The sequence below is a fragment of the Pseudomonas lutea genome (genome assembly GCF_000759445.1).
GTDB lineage: Bacteria > Pseudomonadota > Gammaproteobacteria > Pseudomonadales > Pseudomonadaceae > Aquipseudomonas > Aquipseudomonas lutea.
Genome location: NZ_JRMB01000002.1, coordinates 1389093 through 1406154, shown reverse-complemented (window position 1 = coordinate 1406154; position 17062 = coordinate 1389093). Strand labels below are relative to the sequence as shown.

The following is a 17062-nucleotide window of genomic DNA, read 5'->3' as shown; positions in this document are numbered from 1 at the left end:
GTTCGATGGCATACGTAAATCAACTGTAAGAGCGCGCTTGCCCGCGATGCGGTGTGTCAGTCACCCGCCATGTGGCAGGCAGATCATCTTCGCGGGCAAGCGCGCTCCTACAGGGGTACGACGTTGTTTAACTCACTCGAAACCTGCCCACCATCTCCGCAGCTATACACCTGGCGATCTGGGCGTTCTGCACGTTCGATGGCATACGTGAATCGACTGTAGGAGCGCGCTTGCCCGCGATGCGGTGTGTCAGTCATCCGCCATTTCGCAGACAGATCATTTCGCGGGCAAGCGCGCTCCTGCAGGGGTACAACGTTGTTTAATTCACCCGAAATCTGCCCACCATCTCTTGCAGGTGCACGCCCAGCCGCGCCAGCTCGATGCTCGACGCTGCTGTTTCTTCACTGGAGGCGGCGGTCTGTTCGGAGACGTCTCGCACGCTCATCACACTGCGATTGATCTGTTCTGCCACGCTGCTTTGTTCTTCCCCGGCCGCAGCGATCTGCTGATTCATGGTCTGAATCGTCGACACGGTGCGTGCGATGTGCCCAAGCGCTTGACCCGCTTGGCGACTCAGCTCGACGCTGCTGTCAGTCAACGTCCGGCTCGCATCGAGCGTGGTCACCACCTGTTGAGTGCCGCTCTGAAGCGCGGCGATCAGTACTTCGATTTCTTCGGTGGATTCCTGAGTGCGCTGCGCCAGGCCACGAACTTCGTCCGCCACAACAGCAAACCCACGTCCTGCCTCGCCGGCACGGGCCGCTTCGATCGCCGCATTGAGGGCCAGCAGATTGGTCTGTTGCGAGACCGACTTGATCACGTCGAGCACGCCGCCGATCTTGTCGCTCTCCAGCTTGAGCTTGCCCATGGCCTCGGTCGAATTGTTGACCTCCAGTGCGAGGCGTTCGATCTGCGCGATAGCGTCGTTGACCACTTTGTCACCGTCCCGCGCCTGTTGATCGGCATGCCGCGCTGCCTCGCTGGCTTCCTCAGCGTTGCGCGCCACCTCCATGACCGTCGAGGTCATCTGGTTCATTGCGGTCGCCACGCAGTCGGTTTCGTCTTTCTGGCTGTTCACGCCCACGCTGGTCTGCTCTGTCACCGCCGACAGTTGCTCCGCCGCGCTGGCTATCTGCGTAACGCCATCACTGATGCCGGTGATGAGTTGGCGCAGGCTCACGGTCATTTCCTGCATGCTCCGTTGCAGCATGCCCATTTCGTCGCGTCGGCCGACTTCCAGGTCCTGACTCAAATCACCGTTGGCGATGCGCGCTGCTGCACTCAGCGTGAGCCGCAGCGGCGCAATGATCTGCTGAGTAATCAACCAGGCCGCCAGCAGTCCCAAGAGTATTGCCAGCCCGGCCACGGCGCTCAGCGTCTGGCGCGATTGAGTGGCCTCGGCATCGCGCCGCTGGCCTTGCAGCGCAATGATCTCCCCGGTGGACGTCAGCAGGCTCTCGCTCAGCGTCTCCATGACTTCCTGGGCCGCCTCCACCTTGACTTGCAGATCTTTGAACAAACCCATGTGCTCACGGTACTTGAGCAGCGTCTTGCGCGCTTTGAGCAGCCCGCTGACATTGCTGTCAGCCTGATCACTGGCGATTTGTTCTACCTCCTTCAATGCTTCATCGATGGCGGTCACGGCGGCGATTTCGTAGGACTCTTTGCCGCTGAACACGTACGCCTGAACCTCATAGCGAGCGTTCTGCACCTGCCCCCGCAACTGTTGCAGGTTAGTGAACTCGTCCAGACGCTCACTGCTGTCCTGCTCCTGGCTGACTGCCTTCAAGACTTCGCTTTCAACCTCGCCGATGGAGGTGATTGCCTCTTCGGAGAGCTTTCCCAGCTGCGTCCGAGCGTCCGCTCGCGCAGTTAACAGCCTGGCCAGATCAGCGAAAGTGGTCTCCAGCGCCCTTACCGTGTCACTCTGCCCGTTGAGCAATTTGAGAATGTCGGGTGGCGGCGCGTCCTCCCGCAGCACTACCAGATGCGCTTCAATTTCGTTGATACGGGTGACAACGCGCGAGGCGCTTTCAGGGGTGTTCTCCCCGCGGAAAACGATGCGCTCGGCGCGCAGGTCTTTGGTCATCGCGTTGAGCTGAGCGATGGAGGTCAGTGACTCCGAGCGCTCGATCATGGTGTCGAGCCCATGCCACCCCGTCAGGGTAATGGCCAGCGTCAGAAGCAAAACCAGGCCGAAGCCCAGCGAGAGTTTGAGTTTCACGCTGGTGTTGGCCAGCGCTCTGTTGATTCCATGAAACATGAGGCATCTCCTGCCAATGAGCGATAAACGCGCATCGGCAGGGGACGCTGAGGCGTGACCTGATCAGGCCGTAGGACATTTCTGAGCGGGTAGAAGGGGTGACGTGTGTCACAGATTCTCAGCCGAACCTGTAGGAGCCGGCTTGCTGGCGAACGCGTAGGGTCAGTCAATATCTGCGCAACTGATCCACCGCCTTCGCCAGCAAGCCGGCTCCTACGGACGGCTTGGGGTCAGTCAATATCTTTGCAAGTGATCACCGGGGTCGCCAGTTCAAGCCGGCTCCGACAGGCGAATTGCGTACCTCCAGAAAGCGTGCGCGAATCGCTCCCGGTGTTTGATCAGACCCTGAACCGGCCAACCAGTGCCTGCAGGTGGCTGCCCAAACGGGCCAGCTCCACGCTGGATGCGGCCGTTTCTTCACTGGCGGCGGAGGTCTGTTCCGAAACGTCTCGCACGTTCAGCACGCTGCGGTTGATTTCTTCAGCGGTGGCGCTTTGTTGCTCGGCTGCGGCAGCGATTTGCTGGTTCATGGACTGAATTGCCGAGACGGTGCGGGTAATGCTTTCCAGCGAACTGCCGGCACGGCGGGTCAACTCGACGCTGCTGACTGTCAGCTCTCGGCTGTTGTCCATGATCGTCGCGACCTGCCGAGTCCCGTTCTGCAAACCGGAAATAAGCTCTTCGATTTCCTCGGTCGATTTCTGCGTGCGTTGCGCCAGGCTACGGACCTCGTCCGCCACCACGGCGAAACCACGCCCGGCTTCGCCTGCCCGAGCGGCCTCAATGGCGGCATTCAGTGCCAGCAGGTTGGTTTGCTGTGCGACCGACTTGATCACATCCAGGACGCTGCCGATCTTGTCGCTCTCGCGTTTGAGTTCGGCCATGGCTTCGGTGGAATGCCCTACCTCACTGGCCAGCCGCTCGATCTGCACAATGGCTTCATTGACCACTTTGTCGCCCTCGCGGGCTTGAAGGTCGGCGGCTACCGCCGCTTCGGAGGCTTCTTCCGCATTGCGCGCAACTTCCTGCACAGTGGCGGTCATCTCATGCATCGCCGTCGCGACCTGGTCGGTCTCGATTTTCTGACTGTTCACGCCGGCGCTGGTTTGTTCGGTGACCGCGGACAGCTCTTCGGCAGCGCTGGCGATCTGGGTAACACCTTCGCCGATGCCGCTGATCAGCTCCCGCAGTCCCACCGTCATGCGCTGGATGCTGCTTTGTAACTGGCCGAGCTCGTCACGCCGGTCGACACTGAGGTTATGGGTGAGGTCGCCGGAGGCAACGCGCTCGACGGCAATTAGTGTCTGGCTCAGCGGCACGGTAATTTGCCGTGTGATGATCCATGCGGCGAGCGCGCCAAGAATCAGCGCCAGCACCGTTGCGATACCAAGCGTTGACTGGGCCTGGCTGCTGTCGGCATCACGTTTGGCATTTTGCGAGACGTTCAGTTGGTCGCTGACATCGAGCAGTTGCTGGCCCAGGCCGGTCATCTTTTCCAACGCCTGACGGCTGTTCTGTTGTGCGTCCCGGTACTGGCCCACTGCGGCGCGATAGCCCTTGAGTGCCAAGTTGGCCTTTTGCAATTGCGGGATGTACTGGGAGGAAACGTCGCCTGCGAGCGTGTTGACCCCGACGATGGCTTCGTCGATGGCGGCCGTGGCGTTCTTCTCGAAATCCGGGTTACCGCTGAAGGTGTAGCCACGCACCTGGAAGCGGGCCTGCTGGATCTGCTTGCTCACGTCGACAGCGCCGTTGAACTGCAGAATGTTGTCGTGCTGGATCAACGCTTCTTCGATTTTCTTGACGCTATCCACTGCAGCGTCGGCCGAAGCGCCCAGGTTGGTACGGCTGGCCTCACGGGCCTGGATGGCCTTGGTCATCTCGCCAAAGGCATTGCGGTAGTCGGCAGCGGCTTGGATCTGGATGCTTAGCAACTTAAGGTCGTCAGCGCCCTTGATCATGGTGCCAGCGGTTTTCAGGTCGGCGTCGAGCTTGTCCAGTGCGGTCATGACCGCCGTCGCAGCCTCGGCGCTGTACTGGGTCTCATAGGCCATGCGCGCGGCGCGCAGGTCCATCGTGCGCTCACTGGTTTGCGAGATCATGCCCAGCTTGTCGCCGCGCTCGATCAGCGCATTTACGCTCCACCATCCCGTGGCGGTGATGAGTAGCGTCAGCAACAGCACCAGCCCGAAGCCGATACCCAGTTTGAGACTGACGCTCATATTTCCGAGGCGATGGGCAAACCAGCGAGACATGATGATTCCTTGGGCGTTTGTTGTTATGGACGCCTGTACATCGGCTGATGCGCGTCGAACTGAAGCGAGGAGAGATGAAGTGTCTGGGGGACGACTGCTGCGCAGCCCATCGCGGGCAAGCGCGCTCCTACGCCTTAGGCAGAAGCACAAGCGCGAGCGAAAGTTTGTAGGAGCGCGCTTGCCCGCGAACTGGCGCAAAGCGGCAGCAAACTGGCCGCCTCGCAGCGTCAGATAAAACGTATTACCGGGCGCCGACTGCGGACCTTAGAACAGCCGGGCCAGCAGCGCAGTCACGGCGGTCTCAACGCGCAGGATCCGTGTACCCAGCTGCACCGGATTCAGCCCCGACGCTCGCAGCAGATCCACCTCGTAAGGAATCCAGCCGCCCTCAGGGCCGATGGCCAGCGTGACGGGCTGCTCGACGGCACGGGGACAGGCCGGGAACTCTCCCGGATGGCCAACCAGGCCCAACGTTCCGTCTGCGATGGCAGGCAGGCGGTCCTCAACGAAGGGTTTGAAGCGCTTTTCGATAACGATCTCCGGCAGCACACTGTCCCGGGCCTGTTCCAGGCCAAGAATCAACTGCTCGCGAATCGCAGCGGGCTCCAGAAAAGGCGTCTGCCAAAAGCTTTTTTCAACGCGGTAGCTGTTGATCAGGATGACCTTCGGGACACCCATGGTGGCCACGGTCTGGAACACCCTGCGCAGCATCTTCGGGCGCGGCAGGGCAAGGATCAGCGTCAGTGGCAATTTGGCGGGAGGAGCATGCTCGAAGCTCACCGACAGCTCGGCTTCTCGAGCCTCCAGACGCAGCAATTGTGCGCTGCCCAGCAACCCGTCCACGCGCCCAACCCTCAGGCTGTCGCCCACCTCGCTGCGATGGACTTCCTGCATATGCGTGAGGCGGCGATCGCGCAACACAACCCGGTCAGCCGCAATGAAGTCAGCTTCCTCCAACAACAGCAGATTCACGGTTGGGTCGCTGGCGGCTGGCTTTGTTCGTCTTCGGCTTTTTCGTCGTCTTCGTGGTCGCCGCGCTTGGTAATCATTGAGCTGCACAGCACACCGATCTCAAACAGCAGCCACATCGGCACGGCAAGCAAGGTCTGCGAAAAGATGTCCGGCGGGGTGAGAATCATGCCGACCACGAAGCAGCCGATCACCACGTAAGGGCGAATCTTCTTCAGGTATTTGACGTCGACGATGCCGATCCACACCAGCAGCACCACCGCAACCGGGATCTCGAACGCAACACCAAACGCCAGGAACAGCGTCATCACGAAGTCGAGATAGCTGGCGATGTCCGTCATCATCGACACCCCTTCCGGCGTAACGCTGGCGAAGAAGTGAAAAATCAGCGGGAAGACCAGGAAGTAGGCAAACGCCATACCGGCGTAGAACAGAATGATGCTGGAAATCAGCAGCGGGACCGCCACGCGCTTTTCATGCTTGTAGAGCCCTGGCGCGATGAAACCCCAGATCTGATACAGAATCACCGGCATCGCCAGAAACAGCGCCACCATCATCGTCAGCTTGAACGGCGTGATGAACGGCGACGCCACATCGGTCGCGATCATCGTCGCGCCTTCAGGCAAAAACTTGCGCAGCGGGGCGGAGACGAAGGTGTAGATCTTCTGCGTGAAGTAAAACAGCGCGCCGAAGATTACGAAGATCGCGAGTACGCAGCGCAGCAGTCGTGAGCGCAGTTCTGTCAGGTGCGAGACCAGCGGCATTTGCTGGTCGTTTTCCGGAATTTCGCTCATGGGGCTCTTGGTGGCAGTGACGAATCGTTGGCAGAAGGCGCGCTGTGCACCGCCGTGGCTGCAGTGATCTCAGGTGCAGGTGCAGGTGCAGGCGCAGAAGCGGGAGTGGACGGTGTAGCTGGCGCCGCGTCTGCGGGCGTCGGCGTGACCGATGCAGTCTCGGCCGGAGCGGCAGGGCCGAGGTCCGCGCTCTGTAGCGGCGAGGAGGCGCCCATGACCGGTGCGGCCGGCGTGTGTGGCTGCGAAGCAGGCGAGGCGACAGGAGCGGCCGATGGCGGCGTGGCAGGCGTTCCCGGGGGCTGCTGCGGCTGCATGATCTTGCGTGCTTCCTCTTCGAGCGAAAGAATGTGCTCGTTGTGCAGCTGACGCCGAATTTCATCGGCGCCGATCTCGCGTTCAACTTCCTGTTTGATCGCATTGAAGCTGCGTTTCAGACGGCCGATCCAGAGCCCGGCCGTCCGTGCTGCGCCTGGGAGGCGTTCCGGGCCGAGCACGAGCAGGGCAACCAGACCGACCAGCAGCAGTTCAGAAAAGCTGATACCAAACATGCGTCACGACCTAGTCTTTGCGGATGGGGTCTTCGACTCGTTGCGCCTGAGCGTCGATGGTGTGCGGTTGATGCGGCGCCTGAGCAGGGGGAACAGGCTGCTGCGGCTGAACCGTAGGCTGAACCGTCGGTTGCGCCGTTGGCTGTACTGGCGGCTGTTCTGGATGCTTCTCGTCGTCGTTCATGGCCTTGCGGAAGCCCTTGATCGATTCACCGACGTCAGTGCCCAGGTTCTTGAGTTTCTTGGTGCCGAATACCAGCACGACGACCACAAGAATGACGATCCAGTGTTTCCAGTCAAAAATGCCCATGACGCTTTCCTCACAAAAGATTTGGGCCGCAGCCCCTGTGTTTATTTCGCCGAGCTGTTTCGCCGAGTCATTCCGAGCGAGACGCTTTCTCGGCGTGGCCGGACAAGCCGAAACGGCGGTCCAGCTCATCCAGCACGGCTTGCGGGTGTTGGCCAAGCTGGGCAAGCATCACCATGCTGTGGAACCACAAGTCAGCGGTTTCATAGATGACGTCGCTGCAGTCACCGCTGACGGCAGCGTCCTTGGCAGCGATTATGGTTTCGACCGACTCTTCGCCGACTTTCTCCAGAATCTTGTTCAGTCCCTTGTGGTAGAGGCTGGCGACGTAAGAAGAGTCGGCAGCCGCACCCTTGCGTGATTCAAGCACCTCGGCAAGGCGTGACAAGGTATCAGTCATGGTCAGTGTCCTGCTTGATAAATGGCGTCCGGGTCTTTGAGCACCGGGTCCACGGTCTTCCAGCCGGCGTCGTCGTAAACGCGATAGAAACAGCTTTCGCGGCCGGTGTGGCAGGCGATGCCACCGATTTGCTCGACCATCATGATGATGACGTCGGCATCACAGTCCAGGCGCAGCTCGTGAAGTTTCTGCACATGGCCCGACTCTTCACCCTTGCGCCATAACTTGCCACGCGAACGTGACCAATAGATAGCGCGCTGTTCACGGGCGGTCAGGGCCAGGGCTTCGCGATTCATCCAGGCCATCATCAGCACGCGACCGGTTTTGTGGTCCTGTGCGATGGCGGGAACGAGACCGTCGTTGTCCCATTTGATTTCGTCCAGCCAGTCTTTCATCGTCGGCTCCGGCCGCTCCAGGGGAGGGTTAGTGTGCCAGCGGCTCGCGCTGATGGCTATCGGCGAACGACCAGATAGACCCCCGCCGCCAGCATCAGCAGCGCCGGCCAGGCATTCAGGCTGGCCAACGCTTCGCCCGTCTGGGTATGCGTTAACGCCAGCAACACGCCACCGGCCAGCAGGCCGGCCCCGAGCAGCCGCAGGGCCCAATGGTCACCGTCGCGGCGGTAAGGCGGTGGCGGATCATGGCGGTGAGGCTGCGACAGGCGTTCGAGCAGGTCACGGGTCATGTTGGCCAGGTGCGGGATCTGCTCGACCTGCGATTGCAGGTTGCCAAGCAGGGTTTTGGGGCTGACCCGCTCACGCATCCACCGCTCCAGGAAGGGTTGGGCGGTGGCCCAGAGATCGAGCTCGGGATACAGCTGACGACCCAGGCCTTCAATGTTGAGCAGCGTCTTCTGCAGCAGCACCAGTTGCGGCTGCACTTCCATATTGAAGCGGCGAGCGGTCTGGAACAGACGCATCAAGACCTGCCCGAAGGAGATGTCCTTCAGCGGCTTCTCGAAGATCGGCTCGCACACCGTACGGATGGCGGCCTCGAATTCATTGAGCTTGGTCTCGGCCGGCACCCAGCCTGAGTCGATGTGCAGCTGTGCCACACGGCGATAGTCGCGCTTGAAAAAAGCAAACAGATTGCGCGCCAGATAGTCCTGATCCTCAGGGGTCAGGCTGCCGACGATGCCGCAGTCGATCGCGATGTATTGAGGGTCCCACGGCGCGACGGTGCTGACGAAGATGTTGCCCGGGTGCATGTCTGCGTGAAAGAAGCTGTCCCGGAAGACCTGAGTGAAGAACAGTTCGACGCCGCGCTCGGCGAGCTTTTTCATGTCCGTGCGTTGATCGGCGAGGGTCGCCAGGTCCGTCACTTGCACGCCATAAATGCGCTCCATGACCAAGACCTTCGGCCGGCACCAGTCCCAATAGACCTGCGGCACGTAAAGCATGTTGGAGCCTTCGAAATTGCGGCGCAGCTGGCTGGAGTTGGCCGCTTCGCGCAACAGATCGAGCTCGTCGTAGATGGTTTTTTCGTAATCGGCAACGACATCGACCGGGTGCAGCAGGCGCGCATCAGCGGAAACCCGTTCGGCAATTTTCGCCAGAATGAACAGCCATGCGAGGTCCGAGCCGATGATTGGCTTCAAGCCGGGGCGGACGACTTTCACCACCACTTCTTCACCGGTTTTCAGACGCGCAGCATGCACCTGAGCCACCGACGCCGATGCAAGCGGTGCGATGTCGAAGCGGCTGAAAACCTCGCTGATCTTCGCGCCCAGCTGCGATTCGATGAGCGCGACCGCCTTGGCAGAATCGAACGGGGGCACGCGGTCCTGAAGCATCATCAGCTCGTCGGCGACGTCTTCAGGGAGCAGATCGCGACGGGTGGACAGCAGTTGCCCGAACTTGATGAAAATCGGGCCCAGGTCCTGCAGCGCCAACCGCAAACGCGCACCCCGGGTCAGTTCGTTCTTGCGACGAGGGAGCCAGCGCCAGGGCAGTACGAAGCGCACCGCCAGAAGCCACCACGGCAAGGGGAGGGCGAATATCAGGTCATCGAGGCGGTAACGGATTACGACACGCTGGATGCGAAACAGGCGGCGGACGGCAAGCAGGCTCATGCGTTATCGCTGGATTTGAGAGAGTGGGCCAGACGCTCGAAGCGGGCTTCGAGGCGTTCCAGGTCTTGTTGGGTCTGATCCAGTTCGGCGAAGCGGGCTTCGGCCTCGCGTTTACCGACCAGCGTGCGTGACTCCTCGGCAAGGTATTCAGCCAGGTTGTTGCTGAGACTGGCCACGCTTTCATGGGTCCAGCGGGCGCTGTTGCGCACATGGCCACCAATCAGCGGTGCCGCGACCGGGCCCAGCCAGCGCTGCAGCTCATATTCCCAGTCAAGGTCCAGGTCCTGCAATACACCCACCAGCTCAAGCAGTACGCTGCTTTCGCCGTCCAGGTCGACTTCCGGGCTATGCAACACAGCGTTCTTGTCTTTACTCAGCGCCAGTCGCATCAGGCTCGCAGCGGGTGCCCGCAGCGTCACATCAGCGCCGCCTTCCCAGTGGGCGGCGAGCATCAGGCCATCATCGCCGGGCAGCACGTGCAGACGAAACGCCGGGCGGGTGCACTCGATGGCGATGACCTTGCCGCTCAGCCTGTCCAGGCGCGGCAAGGCCGTGCTGTCCAGGCGCAGCACGCGATTGATGCCGTGTTCGGCACTGGCGAGCAAGCCGTTGATCAGCATCAGGGCTTGATGCCCCGGTGCAGAGCAACGATGCCAGAGGTCATGTTGTGGTAGGTCACGCGGTCAAAGCCCGCCTGAACCATCATCGACTTCAGTGTTTCCTGATCAGGGTGCATACGGATGGACTCCGCCAGATAGCGGTAGCTTTCCGAGTCGTTGGTGATCAGTTTGCCGGCCAGCGGCATGAACGCGAACGAATAGGCATCGTAGATCTTGGACATCACCTTGCTGGTCGGTTTGGAGAATTCCAGCACCAGCAAACGGCCGCCCGGCTTGAGCACACGCAACATCGAGCGGATGGCGTCTTCTTTGTGCGTCACATTGCGCAGGCCGAAGGCGATGGTTACGCAATCGAAATGATTGTCGGGGAATGGCAGCTTTTCAGCGTCGGCCTGGACGAACTTGATGTTGCCGGCCACACCGCGATCCAGCAGGCGATCACGACCGACCTTGAGCATCGAAGCATTGATGTCAGCCAGTACGACTTCGCCAGTCGGCCCCACCAGGTGCGAAAACTTCTTCGCCAGATCCCCGGTGCCGCCTGCGATGTCGAGCACGCGGTTGCCGCTGCGAACACCGGACAGCTCGATGGTGAAGCGCTTCCAGAGGCGATGCATGCCGCCGGACAGCACGTCGTTCATCAGGTCATATTTGGCCGCGACGGAGTGGAACACCTCGGCGACTTTCTCGGCCTTCTGGCTTTCCGGTACGTTTTTGTATCCGAAGTGGGTGGTGGGTTCGGCATCGCTGCCTTTGCGCGGATCATTCATATCGCTGTCACCGGAATAAAGTGGCGCCATTCTAATCGTCAGGGCTGGCTTTGTCTTGACAAGGCTCACGGCGAACAGTTTCTTCACAAGAGGCCGCTGGTATAGTGCGCCGACGATTCAAGCCGAAACAGGAGCCTTTAAGTGGCCAGAATTACCGTGGAACGCCCGCACACGCTGGGAAAGGAAAAGGCCCGCGAGAAGGCTGAGATCATGCTGCAGAAGCTGTCTGACAAATACGGCATTGAGCACGAATGGACAGGCGACACCGTTGCGCTGGAAGGCAAGGGCGCCAAGGGCACCGTCGACGTCGAAGACACGCTGGTGCGGGTGACGATCGAACTCAACTTCTTCCTCTCTGCCATGAGCGGTTCGATTCAAACGGAAGTTGAGCGGCAACTGGACAAGGTGCTGACCGCCTGAGGGGCCGCAAGCATGGATCCCTCGCCTGAATCACTGCCGACGTCACGCGGCGTCTGCCGCCGCAACGACGTCTTTCGCCTCAATAACGTCTGGCGGTGCAACGACGTCTGTCGCCGCAATAACGTCTGCCGCCCCAACGACGTCTGTCGTCGCAATAACGTCTGCCGCCCCAACGACGTCTGACGCCTCAATAACGTCTGCCGCCCCAACGACGTCTGCCGCCGCAATAACGTCTGCCGCCGCAATAACGTCTGCCGCCGCAATAACATCTGGTCGTGCGCAAATCTGTAGGAGCCGGCTTGCTGGCGAATGCGTTTTGTCAGTCAGCATCGCTTCGTCAGACATACCGGTTCGCCAGCAAGCCGGCTCCTACAGTCGCGGGTTGTCGCGGATTACAGGGAATTAAACACGGTCAGTCAGAGCATCAGCTTGATGACTTGCTCGGAGGGATCGCGGGATTTGCCGGCGGCTTTGAGGTCGGCAAGGTATTCGTCCCACAGTTGCGTCTGACGTTGCGCCAGTTGCTCCAGGTATTCCCAGGTGAACAAGCCGCTGTCATGACCGTCATCAAAAGTCAGCTTCAGCGCGTACTGGCCGGCGGGTTCGACTTTGAGAAGCCCGACGCCCAACTTGCCGAATTGCAGAATCGGATTGCCATGGCCCTGAACCTCCGCCGATGGGGAGTGCACCCGCAGGAATTCGGCTGGCAAGCGGTACTCCTCGTCCGTCCCGTATTTCAGACTGAGGACCTTCGAGGCTTTATGCAGCTGGATAGCGGTGGGAATTCTCGACATGGGGCTAGGCCTTGGACCGTTGGTGAAACGCTGCTGTGTCCGCCGCGACCATGCGGCGAGGCGCCAGACCCTGACCGTCTAGCGGATATAACGCTGCGAACTGCCGGACATTATGCTGCAAAACCTGTAGGAGCCGGCTTGCTGGCGAAAGCGGCCTGCCAGACGCAGATGATCGCCTGAGAGACTGCGTTCGCCAGCAAGCCGGCTCCTACAAAGTCGGGTTGCAGCGCGTTAGAGGATATAACGCGACAGATCTTCGTCTTCCGCCAGCTCACCCAGGTGGCTGTTGACGTACTCGGCATCGATCTGGATCGTCCCGCCATCCTGTGCGCCTGCCAAGTCACCGGCACTGAACGAAACCTCTTCCAGCAACCGCTCCAGCAGCGTGTGCAAGCGACGAGCACCGATGTTCTCGGTCTTCTCGTTGACCTGCCAGGCAATTTCGGCCAGACGCTTGATGCCATCCGGCAAGAACGCAATGTTCAGGCCCTCGGTCTTCAGCAGCTCGCGGTACTGCTCGGTCAGAGACGCGTGCGGCTCGCTGAGAATACGTTCGAAATCCTGCGGGGTCAGCGCTTTGAGCTCGACGCGGATCGGCAGACGACCCTGCAACTCAGGCACCAGATCGCTTGGCTTGCTCAGATGGAACGCACCGGATGCGATGAACAGGATATGGTCGGTCTTGACCATGCCCAGCTTGGTGTTGACGGTGCAGCCTTCGATCAACGGCAGCAAGTCACGCTGCACACCTTCGCGGGACACATCAGCGCCGCCGACATTGCCGCGCTTGGCCACTTTGTCGATCTCGTCGATGAACACGATGCCGTGCTGCTCGACCGCTTCCAGTGCCTTGCCTTTGAGCTCCTCGTCATTGACCAGGCGGCTCGCTTCTTCATCGCGAACCATTTTCAGGGCATCTTTGACCTTGAGCTTGCGGCTCTTTTTCTTGCCCTTGCCCATGTTGGCAAACAGGCTCTGCAACTGGTTGGTCATTTCCTCCATGCCCGGCGGCGCAGAGATGTCGACGCCGCCCATTTCAGCGACTTCGATTTCGATTTCCTTGTCGTCCAGCTGACCCTCACGCAGACGCTTGCGGAACAGCTGTCGGGTGTTGGAATCGCTGCCCGATGTTGACTCCTCGCTGAAGCCCGCGCGTGCAGGCGGCAGGAGTGCATCGAGGATGCGGTCTTCGGCAGCGTCTTCGGCGCGATGACGCACCTTGGTGATTTCCTGTTCGCGCAGCAACTTCATTGCAGCGTCGGCCAGATCGCGGATGATCGACTCGACGTCACGGCCTACATAACCGACCTCAGTGAACTTGGTCGCTTCAACCTTGATGAACGGGGCGTTGGCGAGCTTGGCCAAACGACGGGCGATCTCGGTTTTACCAACGCCTGTCGGGCCGATCATCAGAATGTTTTTGGGCGTTACTTCGACGCGCAGCTCTTCGGGCAGCTGCATGCGGCGCCAGCGGTTACGCAGGGCGATGGCGACGGCGCGCTTGGCATCGTCCTGGCCGATGATATGGCGGTTAAGTTCGTGGACGATTTCGCGGGGAGTCATGGACATGGTTTTCAACGGTCCTCGGCGCTAGGCAAGGCGGGCAGGCTGCAGTGAATGGCGGCTATGCCCAGCGGCTTACTCGGCGAGGTCCTGCTCCTCAATGGTGATGTTGTGATTGGTAAAGACGCAGATGTCGCCGGCGATATGCAGGGCGGTTTCGGCGATTTCCCGGGCAGACAGTTCGGTCTTCAGCAGCAGCGCACGGGCAGCCGCCTGGGCAAAGGCGCCACCGGAGCCCATGGCGATCAGGCCGTCCTCGGGCTCAACGACGTCGCCGTTACCGGTAATGATCAACGACGCATCCTTGTTGGCAACGGCCAGCATGGCTTCGAGGCGGCTGAGCGAACGGTCGGTCCGCCAGTCTTTCGCCAGTTCGACGGCGGCGCGCACAAGGTGACCCTGGTGTTTTTCAAGCTGGGCTTCGAAACGCTCGAACAAGGTGAATGCGTCAGCGGTGGCGCCTGCGAATCCGGCGATGACCTGGCCGTGGTAAAGGCGCCGGACTTTCTTGGCGTTGCCTTTCATGACGGTATTGCCCAGGGAAACCTGGCCGTCACCGGCCATGACGACTTTGCCTTGGCGGCGCACTGAAACGATGGTGGTCAAGGGGAGAGTCTCCACGCTGCGGGGCGAAAATGCCCTGATGGAAACTCATATGGGGGTGGGGGCGGGTATTTCAACCGTTGAGTGGGTTGAGGGATGAATGGCGTTGCGTATCACTTCGTGATCGTTACCACGCAGTGCGCGGAACGATCACTCAATGATTAGCGCGAGTATCAGGCGTTAACGAGCCTGGCGCTGTTGCAGCAACAGGTTGCTGAATCCGCCGCCCGCCAGTTGCTTTTGCGCCGTGGTCAGCTGTTCACGATTGCTGAACGGGCCGACCAGCACGCGGTACCAGGTCTCATCCTTGACCGTGCCCGACTCTACCGTCGCGGCCTGGCCCAGCAGGATGATCTGCGCACGCACCTTTTCGGCGTCGGCCTGTTTGCGGAACGAACCCGCTTGCAGGAAGAACGTCGTCACCGCCGCAGGCTTGGCCACCGGAGGTGCAGGCGGAGGCGTCAAGCCGCTAAGCGCAGCCTGAGCGCGAGCAGTATCAATCTTGGCGGCCTGTTCAGGCGAAACCGGAGTGCTCGGCGCAACCACCGGTGGCGTCTTCTCCGGCACCGCTTCGTTCGGCACGATGACTTCCGACTCAGGCAGCAGCGTGTAGAAGTCGTACTTGGGCTTCACCGGAGCGGTCGGGCTCGGCGGCGTCTTGTTCGCTTCGGCGATTTTCGCGGCCTTGGCTTCAGCCTTGACGCGCTTGATGTCGTCGCCACTGCCGGGTTCGAGTTTCATCAGGAAAACGACGAAAGCGCCGACGGTCAAGCCGATCGCCATCCACACCCAGCCTGGAATCGGCGTCTTCGCGGGAGCCTGATACCGGCTGGCGCCGCGCTTGGGAGCAGGTTTCTTTTTAACGGCCAACTTACATACGCTCCAGAGTGTCCAGACCCAGCAACTGCAGGCCTTGCTTGAGGGTGCGACCGGTCAGGGCGGCGAGGCGCAAACGACTTTGCTGCTGCTCAGGGTTCTCTGCCGCCAGAATCGGGCAATTCTCGTAAAAGCTGGAAAACAGACCGGCGAGGTCATACAGGTACGCGCAGAGCACATGAGGCGTGCCCTTGTCGGCGACAGTGTTGAGGGTTTCGCCAAACTGCGCCAGACGTGCGGCGAGGTCTTGCTCTTGCGGCGCATCGAGAATGATCCGTCCCTGGCTCGCGTCGAAGCTTTCGCCTTTTTCTTCCAGCTTGCGGAATACGCCGGCCACGCGGGTATAGGCATACAGCAGATACGGCGCAGTGTTGCCTTCGAAGCTCAGCATCTGGTCGAAGTTGAAGCTGTAGTCGCTGGCACGATGCTTGGACAAGTCCGCATATTTCACGGCGCTGATGCCCACGGCTTTGGCGATTACGCGCAACTCTTCCTCGGCGACGTCCGGGTTCTTCTCTTTGACCAGTGCGTGGGCGCGCTCTTCGGCTTCGTCGAGCAGGTCGACGAGCTTGACCGTGCCGCCATCGCGGGTCTTGAACGGCCGGCCATCGGCGCCGTTCATGGTGCCGAAGCCCATGTGCTCCATTTGCATGCCATTGGTGACAAAACCGGCACGGCGGGCGACCTCAAACACCTGCTGGAAATGCAGCGCCTGGCGCTGGTCGACGAAATACAGCACTCGATCGGCTTTCAACACATTGCTGCGGTAGCGGATGGCTGCCAGGTCCGTGGTGGCATAGAGATAACCGCCGCCGGCCTTTTGCACGATCACCGGAAGCGGTGTGCCCTCGGCGGTTTTGAATTCTTCAAGGAACACGCACTGCGCACCGTTGCTCTCGACCAGAAGCCCGGTCTTCTTCAAATCGGCCACGACATTGGCGAGGTCGTCGTTGTAGGCACTTTCGCCCATGACGTCCTTCGGCGTGAGTTTGACGTTGAGGCGCTCGTACACTTCCTGGCAATGCGAGAGGGAAATGTCCTTGAAGCGGGTCCACAGGCTCAGGCACTCGGCGTCGCCCGCTTGCAACTTGACCACCAGGCCACGCGCACGCTCTGCAAATTCCTCGGAGGCGTCGAAGCGACCTTTGGCGGCGCGGTAGAAGTCTTCGAGGTCGGACAGCTCATCGCTGGTCGCGGGCGTTTCCTGCAGGTAGGCGAGCAGCATGCCGAACTGAGTACCCCAGTCACCCACATGGTTCTGCCGGATCACGGTGTCGCCCAGAAACTCGAGGACACTGGCAACGCCGTCGCCGATGATGGTCGAACGCAAGTGGCCCACGTGCATCTCTTTGGCCAGGTTCGGCGCGGACAGATCGACGACGACCCGCTGGGGAGCACCAGCCTTGCGCACGGACAGCGTTTCGTCCGCCAAGGCCTGATCAAGGCGTGTGGCCAACGCCTGCGTGTTCTGGAAGAAATTAAGGAAACCGGGGCCGGCGATATCAACCCGTGTGACCTGCTCGTCGGCAGGCAGCGCGGCAACGATCTTTTCAGCCAGATCGCGCGGTTTAAGGCCGGCGGGTTTGGCCAGCATCATTGCAATGTTACTGGCGAAGTCGCCGTTCTTTTTGTCCTTGGCGTTCTCCACCTGAATCGCCGGCGTCAGCCCTTCCGGCAAGACGCCATCGGTGACGAGTTGGCTCAGAGCTTGTTGAATCAGCTGGCGAATGGTGTCTTTCATGGTGCTCTCTTTCGACCGCAAGCGCGGCAGCGCCTGGATGCGCGGGTGGAAAAACTGGGCATTATCCG

At 60.6% G+C, this 17062-nt stretch carries 18 protein-coding genes and 2 pseudogenes; 1 reads left to right on the top strand and 19 read right to left on the bottom strand.

Annotated elements, in window-relative coordinates; all coding sequences use genetic code 11:
• Positions 1-319 precede the first annotated feature (319 nt).
• From LT42_RS26590 to ubiE, 13 genes and pseudogenes are all read right to left on the bottom strand, one after another.
• Complete coding sequence (locus LT42_RS26590) at positions 320-1186, bottom strand: methyl-accepting chemotaxis protein (RefSeq protein ID WP_420806912.1); 867 nt, start codon at positions 1184-1186, stop codon at positions 320-322.
• Positions 1178-2137 (bottom strand): annotated as a pseudogene (locus LT42_RS26585) (methyl-accepting chemotaxis protein); the annotation flags it as partial. The pseudogene LT42_RS26585 and the gene LT42_RS26590, both read right to left, overlap by 9 nt.
• A 464-nt stretch (positions 2138-2601) precedes the next feature.
• Entirely contained in the window at positions 2602-3315 is a 714-nt protein-coding gene (locus LT42_RS26650; RefSeq protein WP_476705380.1) for a methyl-accepting chemotaxis protein, read from the bottom strand.
• A 144-nt stretch (positions 3316-3459) separates the two neighbouring features.
• Positions 3460-4485: pseudogene (locus LT42_RS26645) on the bottom strand (methyl-accepting chemotaxis protein); the annotation flags it as partial.
• 297 nt (positions 4486-4782) lie between these two features.
• Entirely contained in the window at positions 4783-5490 is a 708-nt protein-coding gene (locus LT42_RS18405; protein ID WP_037016087.1) for a 16S rRNA (uracil(1498)-N(3))-methyltransferase, read from the bottom strand.
• Positions 5487-6281: a twin-arginine translocase subunit TatC gene (gene tatC, locus LT42_RS18400; RefSeq protein WP_037016084.1), complete on the bottom strand. Its 795-nt coding sequence runs from the start codon at positions 6279-6281 to the stop codon at positions 5487-5489. Before tatC ends, LT42_RS18405 begins: the two co-directional genes overlap by 4 nt.
• Entirely contained in the window at positions 6278-6829 is a 552-nt protein-coding gene (gene tatB, locus LT42_RS18395) for a Sec-independent protein translocase protein TatB (protein ID WP_037016081.1), read from the bottom strand. Before tatB ends, tatC begins: the two co-directional genes overlap by 4 nt.
• Positions 6830-6839: 10 nt before the next feature.
• Entirely contained in the window at positions 6840-7139 is a 300-nt protein-coding gene (locus LT42_RS18390; RefSeq protein ID WP_037016078.1) for a twin-arginine translocase TatA/TatE family subunit, read from the bottom strand.
• Positions 7140-7206: 67 nt separating this feature from the next.
• Positions 7207-7536, bottom strand: a complete 330-nt coding sequence (locus LT42_RS18385; RefSeq protein WP_037016075.1) for a phosphoribosyl-ATP diphosphatase — start codon at positions 7534-7536, stop codon at positions 7207-7209.
• 2 nt (positions 7537-7538) lie between these two features.
• Complete coding sequence (gene hisI, locus LT42_RS18380; protein ID WP_037016072.1) at positions 7539-7931, bottom strand: phosphoribosyl-AMP cyclohydrolase; 393 nt, start codon at positions 7929-7931, stop codon at positions 7539-7541.
• Positions 7932-7987: 56 nt separating this feature from the next.
• A complete protein-coding gene (ubiB, locus tag LT42_RS18375; RefSeq protein WP_037016069.1) occupies positions 7988-9607 on the bottom strand; it encodes a ubiquinone biosynthesis regulatory protein kinase UbiB in 1620 nt (539 codons plus the stop codon).
• Positions 9604-10227 carry a ubiquinone biosynthesis accessory factor UbiJ gene (locus LT42_RS18370; protein ID WP_037016066.1) on the bottom strand — a complete coding sequence of 208 codons (624 nt, stop codon included), beginning with the start codon at positions 10225-10227 and terminating at the stop codon, positions 9604-9606. The genes ubiB and LT42_RS18370 overlap by 4 nt, the downstream gene beginning before the upstream one ends.
• Entirely contained in the window at positions 10227-10997 is a 771-nt protein-coding gene (gene ubiE / locus LT42_RS18365) for a bifunctional demethylmenaquinone methyltransferase/2-methoxy-6-polyprenyl-1,4-benzoquinol methylase UbiE (protein ID WP_037017530.1), read from the bottom strand. The genes LT42_RS18370 and ubiE overlap by 1 nt, the downstream gene beginning before the upstream one ends.
• A gap of 141 nt (positions 10998-11138) precedes the next feature.
• Here ubiE and LT42_RS18360 point away from each other — a divergent pair, with 141 nt between their 5' ends.
• On the top strand, positions 11139-11417 hold the full coding sequence (locus tag LT42_RS18360; RefSeq protein ID WP_037016061.1) for a polyhydroxyalkanoic acid system family protein: 279 nt from the start codon (positions 11139-11141) through the stop codon (positions 11415-11417).
• 42 nt (positions 11418-11459) lie between these two features.
• On the opposite strand, the gene LT42_RS18355 is transcribed toward LT42_RS18360, so the two are convergent.
• The 6 genes from LT42_RS18355 to argS form a co-directional block, all read right to left on the bottom strand.
• Complete coding sequence (locus tag LT42_RS18355; RefSeq protein ID WP_037016058.1) at positions 11460-11762, bottom strand: hypothetical protein; 303 nt, start codon at positions 11760-11762, stop codon at positions 11460-11462.
• A gap of 71 nt (positions 11763-11833) precedes the next feature.
• Complete coding sequence (locus LT42_RS18350) at positions 11834-12211, bottom strand: gamma-butyrobetaine hydroxylase family protein (RefSeq protein WP_037016055.1); 378 nt, start codon at positions 12209-12211, stop codon at positions 11834-11836.
• 231 nt (positions 12212-12442) lie between these two features.
• Positions 12443-13780 (bottom strand): HslU--HslV peptidase ATPase subunit, encoded by a 1338-nt coding sequence (hslU, locus tag LT42_RS18345; RefSeq protein WP_037016053.1) that lies wholly within the window; start codon positions 13778-13780, stop codon positions 12443-12445.
• A gap of 69 nt (positions 13781-13849) precedes the next feature.
• Entirely contained in the window at positions 13850-14380 is a 531-nt protein-coding gene (hslV, locus tag LT42_RS18340) for an ATP-dependent protease subunit HslV (RefSeq protein ID WP_037016051.1), read from the bottom strand.
• A 177-nt stretch (positions 14381-14557) separates the two neighbouring features.
• Entirely contained in the window at positions 14558-15247 is a 690-nt protein-coding gene (locus tag LT42_RS18335) for an SPOR domain-containing protein (protein WP_037016048.1), read from the bottom strand.
• A gap of 1 nt (position 15248) precedes the next feature.
• A complete protein-coding gene (argS, locus tag LT42_RS18330) occupies positions 15249-16994 on the bottom strand; it encodes an arginine--tRNA ligase (protein WP_037016046.1) in 1746 nt (581 codons plus the stop codon).
• Between the last annotated feature and the right edge of the window lie 68 nt (positions 16995-17062).

Coding starts and splice junctions, on each gene's coding strand:
- hslU (WP_037016053.1), bottom strand. CDS start 13,780: ATGTCCATGACTCCCCGCGAAATCGTCCACGAACTTAACCGCCATATC.
- tatC (WP_037016084.1), bottom strand. CDS start 6,281: ATGAGCGAAATTCCGGAAAACGACCAGCAAATGCCGCTGGTCTCGCAC.
- LT42_RS18390 (WP_037016078.1), bottom strand. CDS start 7,139: ATGGGCATTTTTGACTGGAAACACTGGATCGTCATTCTTGTGGTCGTC.
- hisI (WP_037016072.1), bottom strand. CDS start 7,931: ATGAAAGACTGGCTGGACGAAATCAAATGGGACAACGACGGTCTCGTT.
- LT42_RS26590 (WP_420806912.1), bottom strand. CDS start 1,186: ATGACCGTGAGCCTGCGCCAACTCATCACCGGCATCAGTGATGGCGTT.
- LT42_RS18350 (WP_037016055.1), bottom strand. CDS start 12,211: ATGTCGAGAATTCCCACCGCTATCCAGCTGCATAAAGCCTCGAAGGTC.
- argS (WP_037016046.1), bottom strand. CDS start 16,994: ATGAAAGACACCATTCGCCAGCTGATTCAACAAGCTCTGAGCCAACTC.
- LT42_RS18355 (WP_037016058.1), bottom strand. CDS start 11,762: ATGTCTGACGAAGCGATGCTGACTGACAAAACGCATTCGCCAGCAAGC.
- tatB (WP_037016081.1), bottom strand. CDS start 6,829: ATGTTTGGTATCAGCTTTTCTGAACTGCTGCTGGTCGGTCTGGTTGCC.
- LT42_RS18385 (WP_037016075.1), bottom strand. CDS start 7,536: ATGACTGATACCTTGTCACGCCTTGCCGAGGTGCTTGAATCACGCAAG.
- ubiB (WP_037016069.1), bottom strand. CDS start 9,607: ATGAGCCTGCTTGCCGTCCGCCGCCTGTTTCGCATCCAGCGTGTCGTA.
- LT42_RS26650 (WP_476705380.1), bottom strand. CDS start 3,315: ATGCATGAGATGACCGCCACTGTGCAGGAAGTTGCGCGCAATGCGGAA.
- ubiE (WP_037017530.1), bottom strand. CDS start 10,997: ATGAATGATCCGCGCAAAGGCAGCGATGCCGAACCCACCACCCACTTC.
- LT42_RS18370 (WP_037016066.1), bottom strand. CDS start 10,227: ATGCTGATCAACGGCTTGCTCGCCAGTGCCGAACACGGCATCAATCGC.